General features: G+C 51.9%; 19 protein-coding genes and 4 pseudogenes. 11 read left to right on the top strand and 12 right to left on the bottom strand.

Annotation, left to right across the window (positions count from 1 at the left end):
- Positions 1-17: 17 nt before the first annotated feature.
- The 6 genes and pseudogenes from B0D71_RS02875 to B0D71_RS02855 all read right to left on the bottom strand — a co-directional run bounded on the left by B0D71_RS02875 (position 18) and on the right by B0D71_RS02855 (position 4,863).
- The gene (locus B0D71_RS02875) at positions 18-362 is read right to left on the bottom strand and encodes an Lrp/AsnC family transcriptional regulator (RefSeq protein WP_240635659.1); all 345 of its coding nucleotides are present in this window, start codon (positions 360-362) and stop codon (positions 18-20) included.
- Positions 363-365: 3 nt separating this feature from the next.
- A pseudogene (locus tag B0D71_RS32245) lies at positions 366-512 on the bottom strand (Lrp/AsnC family transcriptional regulator); the annotation flags it as partial.
- Positions 513-947: 435 nt separating this feature from the next.
- On the bottom strand, positions 948-2,186 hold the full coding sequence (alr, locus tag B0D71_RS02870) for an alanine racemase (protein WP_103393388.1): 1,239 nt from the start codon (positions 2,184-2,186) through the stop codon (positions 948-950).
- A gap of 224 nt (positions 2,187-2,410) precedes the next feature.
- Positions 2,411-3,169, bottom strand: a complete 759-nt coding sequence (locus B0D71_RS02865; protein WP_103393387.1) for an amino acid ABC transporter ATP-binding protein — start codon at positions 3,167-3,169, stop codon at positions 2,411-2,413.
- Positions 3,170-3,171: 2 nt separating this feature from the next.
- Positions 3,172-3,960: an amino acid ABC transporter permease gene (locus B0D71_RS02860; RefSeq protein ID WP_205885961.1), complete on the bottom strand. Its 789-nt coding sequence runs from the start codon at positions 3,958-3,960 to the stop codon at positions 3,172-3,174.
- 48 nt (positions 3,961-4,008) lie between these two features.
- Positions 4,009-4,863 (bottom strand): ABC transporter substrate-binding protein, encoded by an 855-nt coding sequence (locus B0D71_RS02855; RefSeq protein ID WP_205885960.1) that lies wholly within the window; start codon positions 4,861-4,863, stop codon positions 4,009-4,011.
- 176 nt (positions 4,864-5,039) lie between these two features.
- Here B0D71_RS02855 and B0D71_RS02850 point away from each other — a divergent pair, with 176 nt between their 5' ends.
- Positions 5,040-5,510, top strand: a complete 471-nt coding sequence (locus B0D71_RS02850) for an Lrp/AsnC family transcriptional regulator (protein WP_103393385.1) — start codon at positions 5,040-5,042, stop codon at positions 5,508-5,510.
- A gap of 283 nt (positions 5,511-5,793) precedes the next feature.
- Here the strand turns inward: B0D71_RS02850 and B0D71_RS02845 are convergent, their stop codons facing one another.
- Positions 5,794-6,207 carry an aldose epimerase family protein gene (locus tag B0D71_RS02845; RefSeq protein ID WP_103393384.1) on the bottom strand — a complete coding sequence of 138 codons (414 nt, stop codon included), beginning with the start codon at positions 6,205-6,207 and terminating at the stop codon, positions 5,794-5,796.
- Positions 6,208-6,441: 234 nt separating this feature from the next.
- Here B0D71_RS02845 and B0D71_RS02840 point away from each other — a divergent pair, with 234 nt between their 5' ends.
- From B0D71_RS02840 to B0D71_RS02800, 10 genes and pseudogenes are all read left to right on the top strand, one after another.
- Positions 6,442-6,930 carry an Lrp/AsnC family transcriptional regulator gene (locus tag B0D71_RS02840; RefSeq protein WP_103393383.1) on the top strand — a complete coding sequence of 163 codons (489 nt, stop codon included), beginning with the start codon at positions 6,442-6,444 and terminating at the stop codon, positions 6,928-6,930.
- A 135-nt stretch (positions 6,931-7,065) separates the two neighbouring features.
- Positions 7,066-7,605 carry a peptidylprolyl isomerase gene (locus tag B0D71_RS02835; RefSeq protein ID WP_103393382.1) on the top strand — a complete coding sequence of 180 codons (540 nt, stop codon included), beginning with the start codon at positions 7,066-7,068 and terminating at the stop codon, positions 7,603-7,605.
- Complete coding sequence (locus B0D71_RS02830; RefSeq protein WP_103393381.1) at positions 7,605-9,377, top strand: aminopeptidase P family protein; 1,773 nt, start codon at positions 7,605-7,607, stop codon at positions 9,375-9,377. Before B0D71_RS02835 ends, B0D71_RS02830 begins: the two co-directional genes overlap by 1 nt.
- A 160-nt stretch (positions 9,378-9,537) precedes the next feature.
- Positions 9,538-10,827: a purine-cytosine permease family protein gene (locus tag B0D71_RS02825; RefSeq protein WP_103393380.1), complete on the top strand. Its 1,290-nt coding sequence runs from the start codon at positions 9,538-9,540 to the stop codon at positions 10,825-10,827.
- A gap of 169 nt (positions 10,828-10,996) precedes the next feature.
- Positions 10,997-11,710 (top strand): TorF family putative porin, encoded by a 714-nt coding sequence (locus B0D71_RS02820; protein WP_165798677.1) that lies wholly within the window; start codon positions 10,997-10,999, stop codon positions 11,708-11,710.
- Between the two features lie 55 nt (positions 11,711-11,765).
- Complete coding sequence (locus B0D71_RS02815) at positions 11,766-13,817, top strand: hydantoinase/oxoprolinase family protein (RefSeq protein ID WP_205885959.1); 2,052 nt, start codon at positions 11,766-11,768, stop codon at positions 13,815-13,817.
- The gene (locus B0D71_RS02810) at positions 13,814-15,514 is read left to right on the top strand and encodes a hydantoinase B/oxoprolinase family protein (RefSeq protein ID WP_103393378.1); all 1,701 of its coding nucleotides are present in this window, start codon (positions 13,814-13,816) and stop codon (positions 15,512-15,514) included. The genes B0D71_RS02815 and B0D71_RS02810 overlap by 4 nt, the downstream gene beginning before the upstream one ends.
- Positions 15,515-15,594: 80 nt before the next feature.
- Positions 15,595-16,287 (top strand): annotated as a pseudogene (locus B0D71_RS32055) (PAS domain-containing protein); the annotation flags it as partial.
- Positions 16,288-16,563: pseudogene (locus B0D71_RS32240) on the top strand (methyl-accepting chemotaxis protein); the annotation flags it as partial.
- 106 nt (positions 16,564-16,669) lie between these two features.
- The gene (locus B0D71_RS02800; protein WP_103393377.1) at positions 16,670-17,887 is read left to right on the top strand and encodes a DUF3422 domain-containing protein; all 1,218 of its coding nucleotides are present in this window, start codon (positions 16,670-16,672) and stop codon (positions 17,885-17,887) included.
- Positions 17,888-17,922: 35 nt separating this feature from the next.
- On the opposite strand, the pseudogene pabB reads toward B0D71_RS02800, so the two are convergent.
- The 5 genes and pseudogenes from pabB to folD form a co-directional block, all read right to left on the bottom strand.
- A pseudogene (gene pabB, locus B0D71_RS31655) lies at positions 17,923-18,060 on the bottom strand (aminodeoxychorismate synthase component I); the annotation flags it as partial.
- 34 nt (positions 18,061-18,094) lie between these two features.
- Positions 18,095-18,667, bottom strand: coding sequence for a 2-amino-4-hydroxy-6-hydroxymethyldihydropteridine diphosphokinase (gene folK, locus B0D71_RS02795; protein WP_103394002.1), 573 nt, complete (start codon positions 18,665-18,667; stop codon positions 18,095-18,097).
- A 106-nt stretch (positions 18,668-18,773) separates the two neighbouring features.
- The gene (locus B0D71_RS02790) at positions 18,774-20,120 is read right to left on the bottom strand and encodes a GntT/GntP/DsdX family permease (protein ID WP_103394001.1); all 1,347 of its coding nucleotides are present in this window, start codon (positions 20,118-20,120) and stop codon (positions 18,774-18,776) included.
- Positions 20,121-20,344: 224 nt separating this feature from the next.
- The gene (gene purU, locus B0D71_RS02785) at positions 20,345-21,238 is read right to left on the bottom strand and encodes a formyltetrahydrofolate deformylase (RefSeq protein WP_103393376.1); all 894 of its coding nucleotides are present in this window, start codon (positions 21,236-21,238) and stop codon (positions 20,345-20,347) included.
- A gap of 11 nt (positions 21,239-21,249) precedes the next feature.
- The gene (folD, locus tag B0D71_RS02780; RefSeq protein ID WP_103393375.1) at positions 21,250-22,152 is read right to left on the bottom strand and encodes a bifunctional methylenetetrahydrofolate dehydrogenase/methenyltetrahydrofolate cyclohydrolase FolD; all 903 of its coding nucleotides are present in this window, start codon (positions 22,150-22,152) and stop codon (positions 21,250-21,252) included.
- Positions 22,153-22,212: the final 60 nt, after the last annotated feature.

Genomic DNA, 22,212 nt, shown 5'->3' with positions numbered 1-22,212 from the left:
CCTTCATCCTCACGAAGTCACCTTGGAAGACTGTCATAGTCATGATTTGTCGGTACGAATATCCCTTTCTTGAAGGTTTGCAGAGTGACATTTGTGGTTACGCGACGAATAATAGGATTCGCAGCCACTAGACGTTGGGTAACGTCATTGTAAGACTCTACGTTAGCTGCCACGACGATTAAATATAAGTCTGCTGACCCTGTCGTATAGAACGCTTGTTGAACTGAAATCTCATGAGTGAGCCAGTATTGTAGCTTTGCTAATTGTTCTTTCTGTTCCTTTACTATCTCAAGAACGGTAACAAACGTTAGATGTACGCCAAGTTTGTTTGTATCCACAACAGCCACTTGGCCACGAATCACTCCGTCACCTCGTAGTTTCTTTACACGCCTCAGCACTGACGAAGCAGACAGACCTATTTTTTCTGCGATTGTCTCCGCCGGGAGCAAACAGTCGCGCTGTAGGAGCGATAATATGCGGCAATCTGCTTTGTCAAGTATTGAGTCTGTCATGAGTTACACCAATTTATATAAACATTTGGCCGGAGTGTGATGAGTTGAAGACGATGGTCGATGAGTTCTTTATTAGAGGGGCCTTGCAAAAAAAATGCATTGGGCGGGTGACCAAACCGTACCCAATGCAAAACGACCTAACACGGTAAAGCCATTTCCAATGGAATGAAGTATTCCGTAGTCTCTTCGATCAGGGGGTGATCAAAAAATCTTGATATTATTATAGGTTATCATTTTTGTCTGTTTTGCGCGTTAATTGGAATTTGTGCGCCGGAATTATGCGTGTCTATCGAGCATGAAACATAAAAGCTGCGATAGTTTTTTTTGATATTCGAACTAGGCGACTTTGGTGTGAGTGACGATAAAAAAATCCCTGCAAAAGCCTTTGCCGGGCTTTGGCAGGGATATTGCCCTCACTGAAGGTCTTGGGGCGTATTAATCCGCCTTCAGTATGCGAGGGTTTGAATTACCCCACACAGTGTATAGGTCGGCGAGTAGAGCGCCGTTAAAGTCCTCAAGTTCAGCCTGAGTGATCTCGACCGATCCTTGTTTTCCGAAAAGTACTACTTCGTCTCCTGGTCTCACCCCGCCTTTAATATCGGTGACATCGACCATCAGAGTGTTCATAGAAACCTTCCCAACGGTTGGAACACGTTGGCCGTTAATCAGTACGTATGCCTTGTTAGTGAAGGCGCGTCGATATCCGTCAGAGTATCCGACCGGGACGTTCGCTAACACAGAATCCCGTTTTAACGTGTAGGTTCGATCATAGCCAACAGTGTTTCCGGCGGGATACTTATTGATCGACGCTACGTTAGCTTTGAAAGACATTACACGTTTGAATTCTTCACTGTGCTCTACGGGATCACCATAAATCAGGTTTCCAGGTCGTACCATGTCAAGCCAGGCTTCGGGTACGTTCTGTATTGCAAATGATGCAGCGGAATGTAGAGTGATTTTGGAGCGATCCAGCTTGGCATTGTCGATTAGCCATTGTGATTCCTGTTTAAACGTATTCAAACCTATGAGCACATCCTCACGATCTTCAACAGCGTAGTGCGTCATAATTCCGACTACTTCGATGCCCTTTTGCTTCACCATTTCTAAAGACGCTTTTTTTCCCTCATCAGTGTGCATTTCCAACCCGTTACGGCTCATGCCAGAGGAATTCAGCGCAATGTGTACACGCAATATCTTTCCATGTTTTACTGCGATTTCGGCTGCTTTTTGAGTGAATTCCAGTCCCCCAACAAGTTCTTCAACATCATAGTTTAAGGCATTCTCAACTTCTGCCAGTGTTGCTGTACGAACACGCATCAGTCGCCCAGTAAATCCTTTCTCGCGCACCACACGCGCCTCTTCATTGCTTGCTACGGCAATGCAAGGCACATTCATAGCAATTACTGAAGGTACAAGAAGGGCAATGCCGTGACCATACGCGTCTGCTTTCATCACTGCGCAGATCTTGCTCTTGCCTTGCAGCTTATTTTGAAGAGTTCGAATGTTATTTTCGAATGCCACTTTGTCGATTTCAACCCACGAATTCGTGGCTCGGATCTGCTCAGCGGGTGTAAGGCTTGAAGCATCTGCTGAAAGCAGTGGTGCGGCGTGCACTTCACCAATAAATATAGTTGCGACTGCAATAGAGAGGAGAGAGCGAGAAAATGCATTCATAGTGTATTGTCCTTTTTTATTCGTTTTTTGTTATAGTGGATCAAGTTACTGCATTTTTACTGGCGGATTCCGAGCGAGATAGGGGCGCTTTATTAGTATTTATTTAGTTTGGAGTATTTCTGTGTTGCTCTTTTTGTAGGGGCTGTTATTGGCTATTTTTGTGGTTTCTAATTTTGCTAATTTAATTAAGTCGCACAACATTTTAAATGTTGTGCGACCTGCATTCAAATTCCCGGTTGTAGAACTCGACCGAGAAAAGCTTTAACTCTAGGGTTGTTACTTTCGCCAAAAAACTGTGAAGGTGGTAGGTCTTCTGCTATTTCGCCTTGATCGAAGAAAATCACTCGATCCGCCACCTGGCTGGCGAAACCCATTTCATGAGTCACAATGAGCATCGTAATGCCCGTTGCGGCTAGCCGTTTCATTACATCGAGTACTTCGTTCACCATTTCAGGATCAAGGGCGGATGTAGGCTCGTCAAAAAGAAGAATTCGAGGTTCCATCGCTAGAGCACGCGCGATTGCGACCCGCTGTTGCTGTCCGCCTGATAAAGCGTGTGGATATTTATGGCCATGTTCGGACATTCCCACTTTAAGCAAAAGGTCAGTAGCGAGTGAAACTGCCTTTGCTCGAGATAATCCTCGGACTTTCATAGGTGCCAAGCAAAGGTTATCAAGAACACTCAAGTGAGGGAAAAGATTGAATGATTGAAAAACCATTCCGACTTCGCGGCGCAGAGCTGCCAAGTTAGATGCTTTATCAGATACCTCAACACCATCAATTACGATGGAGCCTTCTTCATGCTTTTCCAGTCGGTTGAGAAGTCGAAGAAAGGTAGATTTACCTGAGCCGGAAGCTCCCAGAATTGCGATGACTTCGCCCGCCTTAACTTCCACGTTCACACGTTTTAGTACACACGTCGTGCCATAGCTTTTCTTGACGCCAGAAACATTAATCAATGTCGCTGCAGTATTGTTTCCCATAATCACCTCCTTTCTACGCTTAGGTAGCGCTCAAGTGCATTTGTAACCTGGGTCAGTCCGGTCGTAAGCGTAAGATAGATAATGGCGGACGTGATAAGCACGGGTACAGGTTCGAATGTAGCTGACTGAATGCGACTGGCGGCATTTGATAGCTCGACAACACCAATTGCGTAAGCCAGTGACGAGTCTTTCAGCAGCGATACACCGTTATTCACAAGTGGAGGCAAGCAAATTCTAAGCGCCTGAGGCATTACAACGTTTGTGAAAATAGTGAAACGCGAAAGGCCAAGAGCATGGGCAGCCTCTATTTGACCTTTCGGAACTGATAGCAAACCGGAGCGAATAGCTTCCGCATTGTAAGCGCCAATGTTGAAGGCCAATGCCACCACGGCAGAGGTAAAGTCATTGAACTCCAAGAAGGGAAGGAGCACGGGCAGAGCGAAAAACACGAACAGGATTTGTAGGAGTAAAGGTGTTCCACGAGCAACCCATACGTAGAATGAGCAGACCCAGCGGAATGGAGCAAAGCTTGATGCATTTCCCAAGGCGATCACAGTGCCTACGACTACACCTACAGCGCCCGCCGTGAGGGTGAGCTTCACAGTTACCCATACAGCTTCTGCCAATTCTTTGGCGTTTGGGGATATCGGATTCGGAAAAAGCTTGAGTATTGCCTCCATTGCGAAAAGCACTACAATCGTAATGAAAATGGCGGTTAAGCCCTTAAGCAAAGATTTATTCAGCTTGAACCCCTTGCTCGGTGGGACACAAACTTTTGCGCTTGTAGACATGATGCGACCTCGAAAACTAATAAACCTACACTTGCATGCTATTAAAAGTTAGATACAACGAATATCTTCGTTGAACCACTTCTTAGAGATTTTTTCGTAGGTGCCATCGGATTGCATATCGGCAAGCGCTTTGTCGTATGCTGCGGCCAGCCCATCATTGCCATTTTTAACTGCGGAAGCGATTTTTTCAGAAAACAAAAAATCCCCGATTGCCATTCCGCGCGTCGGTTGTTTATCAATAGAGAGTTTGGCTACAAATTTATCAGTGATCCAGGCGTCAGCACGTCCCGATACCATTGCGTTGCGAGCATCACTGTCTGAAGCAAAATTTCGAACCTGCTTCACACCAGGGATAGTGGCCGCTTTCTGGAAGTAAGTTGAACCGGTTTGTGCGGCTACTACCTTACCACTCAGATCAACAGCAGTTTTGATTTCAGGCTTGTTGCTTACAACGACTCCACCGCTGCAGTATAGTGGGGACGTGAAGTGAACCGCTTTCGCTCGTTCATCGGTGACGGTAAACGAGGCAATAACAATGTCCCAGCGATCTTGTGAAAGACCTGCGAGTAGGGAGTCAAAGGACATCGGTTTCCATTCAGCTGTTACGCCTAAACGTCGTGCAACTTCATTCCCAACATCGATTTCAAATCCAGAAAGCTTCCCGTTATCAAAAAACTGGAAAGGAGGGAATGTCCCATCAGTGCCGATGGTGATTTTTCCAGAGCTTTGAATTTCTTCTATGCTTTTAGCGTGGGCGTTGGCAACGAAGAGTGAAGCAACGAGTCCTACGACTCCCAGGAATGGCGTAATTTTTTTCATCTTTGGAACTCCCACTTTGATTTTTGTTGAAGGCAGTTTTTGATGAGATGAGAAAGGTTTGTCTTTATTATTTGCACCAGTCATCCGCAATGCTGGCTAGGCAGTCCTTTCTCTCGAAGTCCTTTCCTTGCACCTTCGGCGCAATTTTTCCCCGTTGCCGTGAATGTCAGTTTATGAGATCTTCGGCACAGAAATCAGCGTTGATAGAGATATCACGATTATTTACTGCGTAAAAACAAGACATAGCGAGGAAAAGCTGCATGATCAATTTGGATCGAATTGATGCGAGTATTCTAAATGCGGTTCAGAGAAATAATCGCATCACATCCGAAGAGCTCGGTGAGACTGTCGGCCTATCGGCAACAGCTTGCCAAAGGCGTTTGAAGGCGTTACGCAAAGAAGGAGTGATTGAGGCTGACGTTTCGATCGTTTCCCCTAGAGCCGTCGGGCGCCATGTCTTCATGTTGGTTTTGGTCTCTCTTGAAAGAGAACGAGTCGACATCATAGACAAGTTTAAGAGATCAATAAGAAATACACCTGAAATTATGACTGGTTACTATGTGACAGGTGATTCTGATTTTGTCCTGGTTGTAACTTCTAAAGATATGGAGGATTACGAACGATTCACAAGAAAATTTTTCTACGATAATTTGGATATTAAGCACTTTAAGACACTGGTCGTCATGGATCGAATAAAACCTGGCTTTACTCTTCCGATAGAGATTGAGTAGCTGTATCGCTCGCCATGTCGAAATTTAACGGAGTTATCTGTCCTTCTGTTGATAGGTAGGGCGGTCTTGAAAAAATTCAATTTTTTTTAGTTCAGTAATTGACCTGAATTGGGAATTCCGTGTTGGCGACGCTGATGGTAGTTGTTTTAAGGCCAGCGCGTCGCTTATTTAAAATAAGTCGAAATTTCAGCCTGTCTTTGGATATCTTGTAGTTTTATTGAATATGTAATTTGAGTTTCACTACTAAAAGGCGTTCACGCTCTTTTTTCTGTAATCTGACTGCCTAAGGAATTTTTTCAGCCGCAATATTGAGCTCCATGATGTTCGTCTCTCCTGGTGCTAGCCAAAGGATGTCATCACCGAACCGAGCCGTTTCTAGGCACACCATGTTTTTCCAAGAGTCCTCCTGAAACTGATCGAGGAGAAGCGCTCGCTCTTGCCATGGATTCCACAAGATCGCTGATCGGCTACCTTTTGTGGACACGAATATTCGGCGGTTCCACCCCAGGTCTTCAATTGTGAAACGATCTGGGGGTTGGATGTAGGCGCGAGTGGTTTCCTTGCCAATCACTGGTTCCTCGTGCTGCATTTTCTTCCTCCATGCGTCCAGCACATCGAAATATTCATCTCCCAAAAGGCCTTCGAACCTTACCATTTCAGCATTGCTGACCGCGTAGTGCAGACATTCGCCGACCAAAATTAAGCTTTCGTTGAGTGCTATGGAAAGCTGACCATCAATTGATCAAAGCTCTTTTCTTCAGTCGAAAGCTGAGATCGGTGTTGGCTATTCGCTAGTGCCAGAATGTACAAAAATGATTGCGATTGAGGACATAACGTATGGACTATCCAGATTGCTAGCCTCATGTCAGTCTCGTGGCACAAATTTTTTCGCTAGATCCTAGGGTCTATTGTTGATTGGCGTAGAGGCAACATGAAAAAAGTGAAGCTGGATCGTATCAACCGAGCAATCCTCGAAAATCTGCAATGCAATGCTCGGATCAGCAATCTGGAGCTGGCCGAGAAGATCAATCTTTCCCCCAGCGCCTGCCTGCAAAGAACCAAGGCGCTTGAGGATGCCGGCTACATTCGCGCCTACATGGCGTCGATCGATATCGATGCGATCTGTATCAACGTCATGGCCTATGTCATGTTCAGCCTGCGCGATCATGCTGGGCATCTGCGTGTTCAGTTCGAACGCTTCATTGCCAAGCGTCGTGAGCTGGTCGACTGCCTAAAAGTCGATGGCGAGTTCGACTACATCGCCCTGGCAACCTGTTCGACCGTTACCGATTTCAATACTCTCTGTGAGCAACTGCTCGATGAAAACCCCAACATCCTGAAAATCAGCAGCAACATCATTCTCGACAAAACCAAGTGGTTTGCCGGCTATCCGCTAGAGAATCTGATTTGGCGGGAGTGACGGCGAGCGAGCTGCACAATCTGCGGTAAATGCCCGCGCATCCCGCAACAAGTGCAATGCACACAGGCTATCTCAATCTTTTGCATCGCCGTCTTTGCGGACAATGGTGGTTTTATCCTGAGGGAGAGAACAACCATGTCTGCATCTGCGTACGTCACCCTGGAAACGACACTGGGGGCCTTTACACTCGAGTTGTTTGGCCGGCAGGCACCGCTGACCACCGCGAATTTTCTGGCCTACGTGGACAGTGGTCGCTATGACGGCAGCAGCATTTTCCGCATCGTCAATCCGTCCAATCAGCAACCGGAAGATCCTGTTCGCATTAGTGTCGTGCATGGGGGCACGCGCCCCCTGGCAGCCAATAACTTACCCATGGTCGAACTCGAAAGCACTTTGCAGACCGGCTTGAGCCATCGACATGGCAGTGTGTCGTTGGGGCGTGACGAGGCCAATAGTGCCGAGGGTGATTTTTTCATCTGCATCGGCGATCAGCCGCACTTCGATTATGGCGGCGCTCGCCATCCGGACGGTCTGGGCTTTGCGGCGTTCGGGCAGGTCTGTGCGGGCATGGAGGTGGTCGAGGCGATCTGGAACCATGCCGGGGCGCAGGAGTATTTGCCGCCCGAGGCCGAGATCGCCATCGTGCGAGCCTATCGTCAGCGGCGAGGTGTGTGATGGGGCGCCTTGCGGATGTAAAGGCGATGATGGCAGCGCGTCTATACGATGCGTTTTTGCTTCCCCGTAGCGATGCATACCTCAACGAAGACCTGGCCCCAGCTGACGAAGCCTTGTATTGGCTGACTGGTTTCAGTGGCAGCGTAGGGCTGGCGGTTTTGACACAGGAACGCGCGGCGCTGCTGGTCGATGGTCGCTATACCGAGCAGGCCCGCCAGGAATGCGCTCAGTTTGAGACCTTGATGCTGGACGACAGCAGCCTGTTCAGGTGGCTGCGCGGGCAGTTGAAACCCGGCGCAACCATCGCCTGCGATTCAAGGCTTCACAGCGTCGATGAGTGCGCGCGCTGGCAAGTCATGGCGACGGAATCGGGTTTCATCTGGAACGAGTCCCTGGACAATCCGGTGGTTGAATGCTGGCGCAATCGCCCGGCGGCGCCAAACAGCCAAGTGCTTGCCTGGGGGCTGCAACATGCAGGTATGGCTGCGCAAGACAAGCTCGAACACCTCACTGCCAGCTTGGGCGCTTCACAGTGCGATGCCTTGTGGCTGCCGGCGCCGGATATGTTGGCCTGGCTGTTGAATGTGCGGGGTCAGGATATCGATATCGCACCATTGCCGTTCAGCAGCGCCCTGCTGTACGCCGACGGCAGACTTGACTGGTTCATCGACGCTGACCGTCTGCAGCTGCCTCAGGGCTGGCTGCCCGCTGTGGTGTCTGTGCGTTCACCTCAATGGCTCGACCAGGCCATCGCCGAACTGTATGGCCAGCGGGTATGGGTTGATCGCCGAATGTGCACGGCGGCTGTTTATCGTCAGTTCGAGTCCGCCGGTTGTGTCTTTTATGAGGCGCAAAATCCTCTGCTATTGCAGCGTGCCTGCAAGCAGCCAGCCGAGTTGCGTGGCAGCCGTGAAGCGCATCGTATAGACGGGCTCGCCTTGTGTCGGTTTCTGTATGAATTCCACTGCCGCTGCGGCCGGTTTCTCGGGCAAAGCGAATTATCGGTTGTCGAATCTCTGGAGGGCTGGCGTACTCGGCATCCGGATTACCAAGGCGCGAGTTTCGAGACCATCGCGGCCACCGGTGCCAATGGAGCCCAACCTCATTACTTGCCCAAACCTGGGCGGGCGGCAAAGCTCAAGCACGGCGAGCTGTTGCTGATTGATTCCGGTGGCCAATACCCCCAGGGCACGACCGACGTGACCCGGGTGCTGGCTTGCAGTCCCGCCACCGCACGCCAGCGTCACCTCTATACGACCGTGCTGCGTGCTCATATTGCACTGGCCAGTTGTTTGTTCCCCATTGGCACCAGTGGCCAGCAACTGGACAGCGTTGCGCGTCAGGTGATGTGGCGAGAAGGGCTGGATTACGCCCATGGTACCGGGCACGGGGTTGGCAGCTATCTGCATGTGCACGAAGGGCCCCACAGAATTGCCCCCCACGCCAGCGCGGTACCTCTGCAAGCGGGAATGGTGACCTCAATCGAGCCGGGTGTTTACCTGTCCGGTGAGCTGGGGATCCGCATCGAGAACCTCTATGAGGTCGTTGAGGTCGAGGCGTATCCGGGGTTCCTCACGTTCCAGGCCCTTACACTGGCGCCGTTTGCTATCGAACTGATTGACCGTGGACAGCTGAGCCAGGTCGAAGCTCAATGGCTTGATGATTATCATTGGACTGTTCGGGTGTCATTGGCGGCCTCACTGGAACCAGACGTCGCCGCATGGTTGCTGCGGCAAACGCTACCGAACAACATGCAGTTTCGTGCTGAATAACCGTTGATTGTTTTTCCTGGCCCCTACAAAAGCGCAGTTAGATTTCAGTGGGGCTGACATCATGTTTCCAGCGTTCGCGAGCGCCTCAAAACAATTCTAATAGTCGGTTTGCCTCCCACTTCATATTGGGAGAGCAGGCGTTGCCAGTATAGAGGCGAGCATGAACAGTTCAGAAAGTGTGATTCCCGACGGGTACGATCGTATACCCGTGCCCCAGTCCGAAACGGTTTCCGGAACCGGGCTAGCGCTCATTACTTTTGGGATAGGGATGACCTTACCGGTGTTCTGGTTGGGTGCAGACGTGACTCAGAAAGTTGGATTCTCGACTGCTGCGCTGATTTTCGTCGGGGTATGTGCGGTGCTCGGCTTGCTGTTTGCATTGACCGCAATGGTCGGTGTGCGGACACGGCTAAGTACCTACATGATTCTGCAGTTTTCCTTCGGCCGCCATGGCGCCAAACTGATCAACCTGACCATGGCTGTAACCTTGCTGGGGTTCTACGCCGCCACGGCGGATATCTTCGGCAGTACCGTGGCCAGCGCGTTGCAAAGTTCCTGGGGCATTGTCACGCCGGCGTGGGTGCACTGTGTGTGGGGGAGCATCCTAATGACCTTGATGGCCATTTATGGGCTGCGCGGCCTCGATCGGCTGTCGATTTATTCGGTGCCGCTCATGGCGCTGTTCATGCTGTTTGCGTTGTACCTGGGTTTCCAGCGTGCAGCGCCCGGCCAGCTGGGTGGGTTCACGGGCTCGGGTGACAGCCTGGCACTGGCCATCGCCAGCACCATCGGCATGGTGATTCTGACACCGGTATTGATGCCTGATTTCACTCGTTATGCACGTACTGAAAAAGATGCCTTGATTGCCATTCTTGGAATGGCCGCAGGTTTTCCGTTTGTGCTTATCGTCGGTGGCTTGTTGTCGATCATTACCGGCCAGAGCGAAATCATGTTGATCATGGCTAGCCTGGGCGTATTGCTGCCGGCCTTGGCCGTACTCGTGTTCTCCACGTGGATTACCAACACTGCAAATTTGTATTCCGCAACGCTCACGCTGGCGACCGTGAGTCGCACAGCGAGCTGGAAGCTGACAGTGGGGGGGAGCGTACTGGCAACCGGCCTGGCGGTAGGTGGGTTCATGACGCATTTCCTGGATTTCGTCATGGCCTTGAGCATCGTGATCCCGCCATTGGCGAGTATCTATGTCACGGATTTCTTTTTGGTACGTCATCAACGCTATGACATCGATGCACTGAAGCATTCCGCCGCATTTGGCTGGCCGGCACTGATCAGTTGGACGCTGGCCAGTGCAGTCGCCTGGATGACGTCCTTTGAAGGCTGGACGCTGACATCGCAACCCACGTTGGACTCACTACTGGTCGCCCTCGTCGCGTACCTGGTGCTCCACCGATTGACCCCTGTTTCTACGGTAGTGCCGTCGCACTCGTAAACCGATAACTCCCCACCCAATGCGTTGACCCGGGGTTTACCCGGAGGGCGAAGCCATGCCCGTTTTTAGAAAAACGAACACTGCAGTGTGTGTTCGACGGGGCTGGCTCGCCTTTTTTCCGCCAACCGCAACGCCCATAAAAAGCTTTAGAAGTTCAGGAGCAGTTTCAATGAATATCATCCGACTCATCGTGATAGCCGCACTCGGGTTCAGTTGCGTAGCCCATGCGCAGGTGTCCAGCACATTGGCTTTGACCTCCGAGTACCAGGTTCGTGGAATCGGTTACTCCGGCAATGATCCGGCATTGAGCTTGAGCCTGGACTGGGCCGGCGAGAGCGGGTTGTTTGTCGGCGCCTGGGCGACAAACACCGACAGCTATGAAAGTGGCAACCCCTATGACGATGGCGCGAATATCGAGATCGACTTTTACGGTGGCTATAACGGTCAACTGGAAAACGGCCTGCGTTATGGCGTGATCGGTTACTACTACACGTTCCCTTCGACCAACTACAACATCAACTATCCGGAGATTGGATTCAGTCTCGGTTACGGTAACCTCAATACCTATCTCTACTATTCCAATGACATGATCAGCACGTCCCAGTCGTCACAGTATGTGGCGGCCGACTACACCTTCAATCTGCCGTTGGCAGTCGATCTCACTTTCTTGGCCGGTCACTCTTTTGGCGAGTACTTTCGCCAGACAGAAATGACGGGCGCCCATGAATACTCGAACTGGGAAGTTGCACTCAAACGCAGCTTCGGCCCGGTCAATACAAAACTGAGCTGGGTCGACACCGACTTGTCGGGTCGTTACTACAACAGTGGCGAGTACTTGCGTAACGACGGACGCCTGATCTTCACCGTTTCCCACACTTTTTGAATAACAGCCGGCGGCCTTGCGGCTGGCCGGCGTTAGCTTGACTGCCGGAGGACTTATGACAATCCGTGTGGCTACCGATATCGGTGGCACTTTTACTGACCTGGTTTACCTGGAAAACGGCGTGATCAACGCGGTCAAGGCCGACACCACACCGCCGAACTTTGAACAGGGACTGCTCAATGCGGTCGCCAAAAGTGGCGTCAGTTACGCCGATATCGAGTTTTTCGCCCATGGCTCGACTGTGGTGATCAACACCCTGACCGAACGCAAGGGCGTCAAAACCGCCTTGCTGACCACCCGTGGATTTCGCGATGTGCTGGAGATTGCCCGGGGCAATACACCGGATATTTTCAATACCTACTACCGCAAGCCGCCGCCTTTCGTGCCGCGTCATCTGCGCCTGGAAGTCTGTGAACGCTTGAATTATCGCGGTGAAGTCGTCACCCCACTGAACCTTGAAGCTCTGCCAGCCATGCTCGACATCTTGCGCGGGGAGGGCGTCGAGGCGATCGCGATCTGCCTGCTGCATGCCTATTGCAACCCCGTGCATGAACAGCAATTGATGGCAGCCGTGAGCGAGTTGTGGCCGCAAGTGGCGGTCATCGCTTCGCATCAGGTCAGCCGTGCACTGCGTGAATATGAACGCACCAATACCACGGTGTTGTCGGCTTATGTGATGCCGGCTACGCGAGACTATCTGGATAATTTGTCCACGCACCTGACAGATAAAGGGCTGCAGTCAGCGCCCTTCATCATGAAGTCCAACGGCGGCATTTCCCCGGTCAATGCGGCCAAGCAGGATCCGATCAGCCTGGTGGAGTCCGGGCCGGTTGGTGGCATTCTCGGGGCGCAGGCCTACGGCCAGTTGATCGGGGAAAACCAGTTGCTAGCGTTGGATATCGGCGGCACTACGGCCAAGTGTTCCTTGATCCATGACGGCAAGGTGGACATCAGCAACGATTACGTCATCGAGAGAACCGCGATCAGTGCCGGTTATCCGATCATGACGCCTGTCGTGGACATCGTTGAAATCGGCAATGGCGGTGGCAGTCTGGCGTGGGTCGACGCGGCGGGTAGTCTGCGTGTAGGCCCGCAAAGCGCAGGCTCCACGCCAGGGCCGGTCGCTTATGGTCGAGGCGGCATGGCACCGACGACCACCGATGCCAACCTCTATACGGGCCGGATCAATCCAGATGACTTCGCCGGTGGCGAAATCAAACCGGATGTCGACGGGGTGGAAAAGGCTTTTGCGAAACTGGGAGAACAGATTGGCGTATCGGCCAAGCTGCTGGCCCATGGTGTATTGCAAATCGCCAATGCCAACATGGTCAATGCGCTCAAGTTGATTTCGGTCAACCGTGGTCATGATCCTCGTGACTTCGCGCTCATGGCCTTCGGCGGTGGCGGAGCATTGCATGCCACTGCCCTGGCTGCGGAACTTGGGATTCCGAAAGTCATCATTCCGCCGTTCGCCGGTGTCTTTTCGGCGTGGGGCATGTTGATGCTCGATTCCCGCCGCGATTACATACAGACTCACCTTCAACTGCTCGATGACGAAGGGCTGCATGGCCTGACCAGGGCTTTTGCCAGTCTTCAGGCCACTGCCGAAGCACAATTTGCCGACGACGGCATGTCGCGCGAAAAGCTCCGTTTCGAATGGCACATCGATGCGCGTTATTCCGGCCAGGAACACACCGTCAAAGTCGCCCTTGATGAGCTGCAGTTGCCGTCAATACTCGAGCGCTTGCACGCGCAGCATGAACAGGCCTACACCTTCCGGCTGGAGTTGCCGATCGAGGTCGTCAACCTCCATCTGGTGGCATTTGGCGAAGTGCCAAAATCGCCCATGGCACCCATAGGTGTGAGTACATCGACTACAGCCGAAGCTGCATTGAGTGGGCGGCGCTGGGTCGAGTTCGAGCCTGAACAACCAGTCAAGACGCCCCTGTACCAACGCTCGGCGCTGCTCAGCGGTATGCGCATCGATGGCCCGGCGATCATCGAAGAAGCGACCACCACGACAGTCGTTCGCCCAGCCGATCGGCTTGAAGTCGACAAGTTCGGTGGCCTTCATATCCATATCAACGTGCAGGAGGTTTCGGCATGAGCAACGCCAATCCATTTACCCGCGAAATCATCAAGAACGCCTTGGTTGCGATTGGCGAAGAGATGTTCATTGCCCTCAAGCGCACCAGCATGAGCCCGATCATCTACGAAGCACTGGATTACGGCATTGGCCTTACTGATGCGACAGGCCAGTTGATTTCCCAAGGCAACGGCATTCCTGGCTTTATCGGCACACTCGATGGCGCCGTACGCAGCGTGATGGAGAAATTCCCGCTGACCGATATTTTGCCGGGCGACATGTTCATCACCAACGACCCTTACGGCGGCGGTGGCACGCATCTTTCGGATGTCTCGATGATCATGCCGGTTTTCCATAAGGAGCGTCTGATCGCCTGGACGGCCAACAAGGCTCACTGGACGGAGGTGGGTGGCAAGGATCCCGGCAGCTTCAGCTCCGATGCCTCGGAGATTTACCAGGAAGGCTTGCAGTTTCCTACCGTACGCATCTATGACCGTGGGCGGATCAATCAGGCTGTGGTGGACATCATTGCTGCCAACGTCCGCCTGCCAGACATGACGCTGGGTGACCTGCATGCCTGTGCAGCTGCGTTGCGCGTGGGGGAGCGGCGGCTGTTGTCGATCGTGGCCAAGTATGGCGAGGAAACCACCCTTGATGCCATCGAGCGGTTGCTCGAGCACGGCGAGGCGATGACTCTGGCGGCGTTTGCAGGTCTGCCCAAGGGTATTTTTTATGCCGAGGACGTCATCGACGAAGACGGCCTGGGCAACGGGCCGTTCACGGTGAAAGTCAAAGTCGAGATCGGTGAAGGTCGCTTCGTGGCTGATTTCACGGGCTCAAGCCTGCAAGCGCAAGGGCCGATCAACAATACCTTGTGCGGTCTGCAGTCAGCGGTACGCGAGGTGTTCATGGGCGTTGTGCGACCTGGTATTGCGGCCAATGCCGGGTGTTTCCGTCCAATTGAAGTGATCTGTCCGCCTGGTACCATCTGCACGGCTCAGCGTCCGGCGCCGGTGTCTGCTTACTTCGAGTCAATGGTAGCAGCAGCCGATGTGATACGTCGGGCATTGGCTCAAGTGTTGCCGGATCGCTTGATCGCTGGGCAACTCGGCTCCGTGTGCTCAATGGTATTGAACGGGCGCCACTCCATCACCAATGATGAGTACCTCATGGTTCAGCCGTTGGTTGGCGGTTGGGGCGCCGGGCATGACAAGGATGGGGAGAGCGGTCAGTTCTGTGTGGGCAATGGTGAAACCAGCAATATTCCGGTCGAGTTGACTGAGCGTTGTTATGAGGTGTTGGTCGAGCGCTATGGCTTTCATCATGAAGAGGGTGGCGCGGGGCGTCACTGTGGCGGAAGAGGGGTAATGCTCGATTATCGAATCCTTTCGCCCAAGGCTTGGGTGTCAACATTCTTCGGGCGCGGCATCACCCCGCCGTGGGGCATCGACGCGGGTCATGAAGGCTCGTGCAACTACGCCGAAGTCATTCGCGCACAGGGGCCAACCGAGCGCTTCAGTCGAGCCAATCGTGTAGAGCTTGAAAAAGGCGATTTGCTGCGTTTGGTCACGGCGAACGGCGGTGGTTGGGGGCCGACAAAAGCGCGGAGCCTGGAGTCCATTCAGGACGATATCAAAAACGACTACATCTCGGCTGAACAAGCTCGGCGCTACTACCCCAAGCAGATGTCACGGATTGAACTCAACGGCGACGTTTGATTGCCGAGTCTGGTAACGACACACATGCCAGCAATACCTGCCAGGGACGGCTTGGCTTCGATTGTTTTTATCGAGGACGAATGATGTTTTCTCATCGAAAGGTCGATGCTCTTTCCAAGCAATTGAGTGACGTTTTATTAAAACTTGCCGCCGGACAGCAGGCGGATATCCCAGGCGACGATGTAATCCATCGCTATCCGGAGTTGATGGCGAGCCTGATGCACTTTCGCCAGGCATGGATTGATTTACAGCACAAAGCCCATTGCCATGAGGTTACCCGTTCAGGCATAGGACAGGTCGAGGCTTTAAAAAAACAACTGCAAGAAAAAGAAGGCGAGATTTCAGCCCTGCATCTGGGCCTGGATCAGACAGGGCTTTTGATCGAAGAAAGCAAATCTCGGCAGGAAGTACATGAGCTTGAGAAGCTGGTGTGGAATGGAGTCAACGATACGTTGACCGAGGGCTATTGGGAACTGGTTGTCATTGGCGAGGACGTCTACAACAACGCAAACACCTTGCGCTGGTCGAAGCAGTTCAGAAGGTTGATCGATTATTCCGAATCAGAGTTGGCAGCCTCTTGGGGTAATTATGAGCGCCTGATCAATGCCGAGGATCTTGATGCAGTGCTGCGAGTAGTCGACACCTACCTCCAATCTGGAGATAGCAGCAACTGCTACGTTGTTGAGTATCGAATGCGGCACAGGACTAAAGGTGACGTTTGGTATCGCGAGAGAGGCAGGGTCGTCCGGGATCACTATGGAAAAACCTGTCGAATGATTGGTGCTGTACGAGACATATCTGACGAAAAACTGGTTGCCGCCATCCATGAAAGAGAGATCACCCGTATACAGGCAACTTACGGTCAGATTGCCCAGGTTGTTAGTGTTATAAAAACCATTGCCGACCAGACGAATATGCTTGCACTGAATGCTGCAATTGAAGCCGCTCGGGCTGGCGACGTTGGACGAGGCTCTTCCGTTGTGGCAGACGAAGTGAAAAAACTGGCCAAGCGAACGAGTGTGGCTACACAGCAAATTCAGGAGATGCTCACTAAGTGTTGAGCTGCTATTGCGGGCCTGATGGTGCGTGAAGGTTAAACCGAATAGTCCCTAGTTTCGTAGTCAAGTCAAACCAACTTCATAATGGCCACACTATATGCACCCGTTACGACAACGCCTGCACAATGAACTACACGCGCGCCCGTCTCTTTACTTCGATGAGCCGGCCCATGTGTTTCATCTGGCCTTCCTCGGCAGCGATCAGGAGTGCTGTGCATTCCTTGAAAACTGCTGCCGTGGCCCCCTCGATCTTAATGCCGCCCAAGGCATTACCCAACTCGATGGCCATGCACTGAAATGGGAACGCCATGCCGAGTTTTTCACCCTGACTCTGGTGGTCACCTCATCAGGTGATGACTTGTCCTGGACGTCACTGCCTGAAGTGCTGGCGCAGAAGGTTGAAGCGCATTTGCCGCAGCTGATCAACTCGGTGCAGATCGTAGTGCGTGGCGAAGCCCACTTGGATCTGTCCCGTTATGGCTTCAAGGATTCGAGCGGTTCTTGCGTGGGTGGTGGCGATGCAATGGTCTGGAGCGATTTTCGACTCAGTGAGGACGGCAACAATCACATATTGTTCGTCAACCGGCGTCTGAACGCGTACCGCCAAGGCCGTATGATTCGCCGCCTACTGGAAATCGAGACGTACAGGATGATGGCCTCGTTATCATTGACCACGGCCAAGGAATTGAGCGCGCAGCTCGATGTTTTTGACAAGACCTTGGTAACTCTCTCCGAGCGTAATGCCGACTCCTACGGCAGTAATGCGAAAGCCCTGCTTGCAGACATTTCCAATCTTTCTGCACAAGTGGTAAGCAGCACCGCGAGAACCCGCCACCGCTTCGGCGCAACGCAGGCCTACGCTCAACTGGTGTTTGAACGCTTGGGTGAATTGCGAGAAAGTCGCGTGGGAGATTGCCAACGCCTTGGCGTGTTTATAGAGCGCCGCTTCAAACCCACTGTCAGATACTGCTCCGCCACAGAGCAGCGATTGGAGCACTTGGCCAAAAGCGTGGCAAACCTGGGTGATCTTTTGCAGGCACGCGTTCAGGTCGAAATGGAAGAACAGAACTCGGAAATCCTCGAAAGCCTGAATATCCGCGCCTATGCACAGATAAAGATCCAGCGCGCAGTTGAAGGTCTTTCGATTTTCGCTATTGCCTACTACCTGCTCAGTCTGCTCAAACTTGGCTACTCCGGACTACACCTACTCGGCGTTGCGGTGGCTCCGCGAGAGGCCCTGCTGGCAATGTCGCCGCTTGCAGTCGGTACTCTTGCGTTGATTGTGCTTCGTATCCAGAAAGTCAAAGCGCATTGAGGTTATGGGGGCGTATAAGCAAAGAACTGGGTACACATGAGGTCATAACGATCTCGTTGCGATGTCGGTCTTCCTGAATCAAGAAGGATTGCCCCGGGAGCGTGCCTGATGAGAGAGAAATAGATTGTAGGATCGGCGAAGTAGGGTATGACGTGTTTGTGGCGGCTAACCATGCCGCACTCCGTTGAAATTTATTTTGTAAGGGGCTTAGCTGGCCAACTGATTGGCAGTCCGCTGTATTGCTTTACTTTGTCCGGCGGAGAAGTTCGACCCGACGAGCTGGTAGGGAGGAATACCGAACGGGTAGCGAACTGGCATTAATTCTGGGCCAGGTCTGAGCTTTAGCCACAGCTCTGCCAAGGTGACTTCACACCCAGGTGGATGCAGCTTAGGTGCAAGTAGCTGCAGCGGGTAGAGCACGAATGAGCGGGTCAGAATTTCGGCTCTAGGCAGCTGGACACCTTCAATATCGCCAGTCAGGCCGTCAAAAAGGAGTAGATCAATGTCGAGTGTGATCAACCGCTGCGTCCCGCTCCTTCGACCATGGAGGTGCTCGATTCCTTTAATCCATGCGACGAGTTCGCGAATGTTGAGATCAGTGGTCGCATACATTACCAGGTTGTAAAAGGGCGGGTGGTCTCCGTCAAGGGAAATGCTTTCATAAACGGGTGAGCAACGGATATTTTCCAGATGCTCTTCCAGCATTGTAAGAGCGATCTCGATGTGTCTTTCACGCTCAACATTGCTGCCCAGGCCGAGATAGATTTTGTGATTTTTCATGAGGCCTGACTCGCTGATCTGAAACCTATTTGATGACGTAATTCCTTGTGGCATCAAATAGGCGATAGTAATGGCGCCTTCCAATGGCATGACCTTCAGAGTGACTTCAACTGATGGTGTAATTCAGTAGTAGTGTCGCCAGGAGAGCGACGATGGAGGCTACTACCGTCCCCCCTGTAAACTTTTTCAATGCATCTGAGAGGGATACATTTAAGTATTCCTTCACTACCCAGAATGCCGAGTCGGTGACATGCGCCCAGCCAATTGAGCCAGCGCCGATGGCAATAACAAGAATCTCGGGCTTAAGGTGAGGGTCTGCAGCCAACATTGGATGAATCATTCCAGCGGCGCTCACCATTGCTACTGTCGCCGAGCCAACCGCGAAGTGCATCAGCCACGCAACAAACCAGGCAAGGATAATCAAATTAATATCAGATCCTGCGAGCAGCCCTGAGATAGCTTTACCCACCCCACTTTCGATCAGCACAGCATTGAATGCACCCCCCGCGCCGATGACAAAGATAATATTGGCTAAGGCTGGAAAGCTACGCTGAGTCAGTTCCAATAGCTCGATCATGGTGCGACGTTGACGTAAGCCAAGCGACCAGTAGGCAAAGCCCACAGAAATCATAAGCGCAATTAAAGGGTTTCCAACGAACTGTGCGGCCAGCTTTATCCACATTTCGTCAGGGAGGCCTGCGGTTGCTGTTTTAAAAACCATGAGGATGAGAGGTAAACCGATGGTCAACAGTGTAATCCCGAACCCTGGCAAGGTTCGCGCCGCACCAACGCTTTGTCCTTGGGCTTTCAGAAATACTTGCTGACTTGCTGAGGCTTCTCGCCCGCAGTAAAGGTTTACCCAAATAGGCCCTGCGACAATGATTGTCGGAATACCAACTAAAAGGCCGTAGATAATCACAGTCCCAACATCAGCCCCCATCATCACAGTAATAGCCATCGCGGCTGGGTGTGGGGGAAGAATGCAGTGGATGGTCATCAAGGAAATGGCGAGAGGAATGCCCAAAAACAGGGTGTTTATCTTTGTTTCCCGCGCTACGACATACACAAGTGGAATCAGGAGAACAAAGCCGACTTCGAAAAATACCGGGATTCCTGCGATGGCCCCAACGATGGCCATTACCCAATGGGCTCTTTTAGAGCCTAGGTTATCAAGTAAGGTTTTAGCGAGGCGCTCAGCTCCGCCAGACTCCTCTAGAATTTTACCGAGTATGCCTCCGAGTCCTATGATTGCTATCAGGAAGCCCAGCGTACCGCCGATGCCTGATTCGAGCGTACTTATGATTTTTGGAACAGGCATCCCTGCACCAAAACCGACCACAAAACAAGCGATCACGAGAGCTATGAATGCATGAAGCCTGACTTTCATAATCAGAAAAATAATTAAAGCAATCGATGTAAATAGAACCCCTAACAACCATGTAGATTCTTGCATTGGCATGCCTCGCACCTTGTTTTTATTAGCGCAGCGTTGAACGGGATGATAATAAAGTGCCGAAGCCTTAAATTATTTTCATAGCTTTTGGATTTAATATTTATCAGAATTTTTGTATGAATGTCCCCCCTGAGGAATACTCCCAAGGGGGGGGCTTTCGGCTTAAGGGTTTGGCCAAGTATCCAAGATTTTATGGCCGAGATATTGGTCGAAACACACACACCTCAACCGATAGTCTCAGACGAATAGGAATCTGGCGAAGGCGGGAACACTATCGTCTTGGTATCGTTTAGAAAAACCCGACCATGCACATAGGCATGAATAGCGCGTGCCAGAACCTGGCTTTCAACATCGCGTCCCAACGAAACATAGTCTTCAGGGCTCTGAGCATGAGTGATGCGAACGATGTCTTGCTCGATGATCGGCCCTTCGTCCAAGTCTGCAGTCACGAAGTGTGAGGTCGCGCCAATCAGTTTCACGCCGCGATCAAACGCCTGCTTGTATGGGCTTCCGCCTTTGAAAGACGGCAGAAACGAGTGGTGGATGTTGATGATCCGCCCCGACATTTGCTGGCACATCTCATCAGAAAGGATTTGCATGTAGCGAGCTAGGACGATGAGCTCGGCGCCGGTTTGGCGAACGATGCGCATTTGTTCAGCTTCAGCCTCTGCTTTGTTTTCCTTGGTTACCTTGATGAGGTGATAAGGAATGCCATGCCCCTCTACTACCTTTTGGAAGTCCAAGTGGTTTGAGATCACGCCAACGATGTCGATTGGCAAGGCACCGATGCTCCAGCGATAGAGCAGGTCGTTTAAGCAATGGCCGAAACGAGACACCATCAAAATGACTTTGCGTTTAGTACGCTCATCAAAGAATTCGTAATCCATCTCGTATTTCTCTACAAGTGGTTGAAATTCTCTTTCGAGATCTTGCAGTGAGCAACCTTCCTCAGAGCGGAAGGTAATGCGCATGAAGTAGTGATTGGTGCTCTCATCGTCAAATTGGGCGCTGTCACGAATATTGCAACCATGCCCAGACAAGAAAGCAGTAATATCAGCGGTTACGCCCCGGATCGAAGGACAGGTAACACGAAGTACGTTATTTTTAGCTTTGTTCATCTGAGATCACCTTAAACGGCAACTGCTGCCTGGTTGGTAACAATGTGGTGCTGACGCTTGAATGCTGTAACGGTATTGGCCAGCAGGCATGCGATAGTCATTGGGCCGACGCCACCTGGAACTGGGGTAATTGCAGAGGCATGCCCTGCTTCGTCAAATGCAACATCACCCACAATCCTGGAACGCCCGTCGCGATCAATTCGGTTGATACCAACATCGATAACTACTGCACCAGGTTTGATCCAGTCACCCTTTACAAGCTCGGGGCGACCTACAGCGACAACGAGGATGTCTGCGGTACGGCAGAGTGCGGGGACGTCTTTAGTTTTTGAATGCGCTACGGTGACAGTGCAGTTCTCGGCCATCAGGAGCTGTGCCATAGGCTTGCCGACGATGTTGGATTTGCCCACGACCACGGCGTGCAGACCTGCGAGGCTGCCTAGTCGGTCTTTGAGCATCATTAGGCAGCCTAGGGGAGTGCATGGAACCAGGGCATCTTGACCAGTCGCAAGACGGCCAGCGTTCAAGATATGGAATCCGTCAACGTCTTTATTTGGATCAATGGCGTTAATAACCGCATTAGTATCCAAGTGTGCAGGCAGGGGAAGCTGCACCAAAATGCCATTTACTTCCGGAGCGGCATTTAGCTCCTCAAGTAATGTCATCAACTCGGTCTGAGTTGTATCGAACGGAAGTCGGTGTACAAACGACTCCATGCCAATTGCAAGCGTTTGCCGGTGTTTTGCGCCTACATATACACCGCTGGCCGGATCCTCTCCCACAAGGATAACTGCCAGGCCGGGCGTAAGACCGGTTTTCGATTTGATTTCTGCGACTTCATCCGTGAGTTTCTCGACAAGATCAGCTGCATAGCCTTTCCCGTCGATACGGTCGGCCAGGAATGGTTTATTCATGGAACTTTACCTCAACATCAAAAACTGGCGTGGTTGTTGTTTTTTTACGCAAGTAGGGGG

Origin of the sequence: Pseudomonas laurylsulfativorans (assembly GCF_002906155.1) — a bacterium.
GTDB lineage: Bacteria > Pseudomonadota > Gammaproteobacteria > Pseudomonadales > Pseudomonadaceae > Aquipseudomonas > Aquipseudomonas laurylsulfativorans.
Note: the sequence above shows the minus strand (reverse complement) of the source record. Positions and strands in the feature narration are given on the sequence as shown.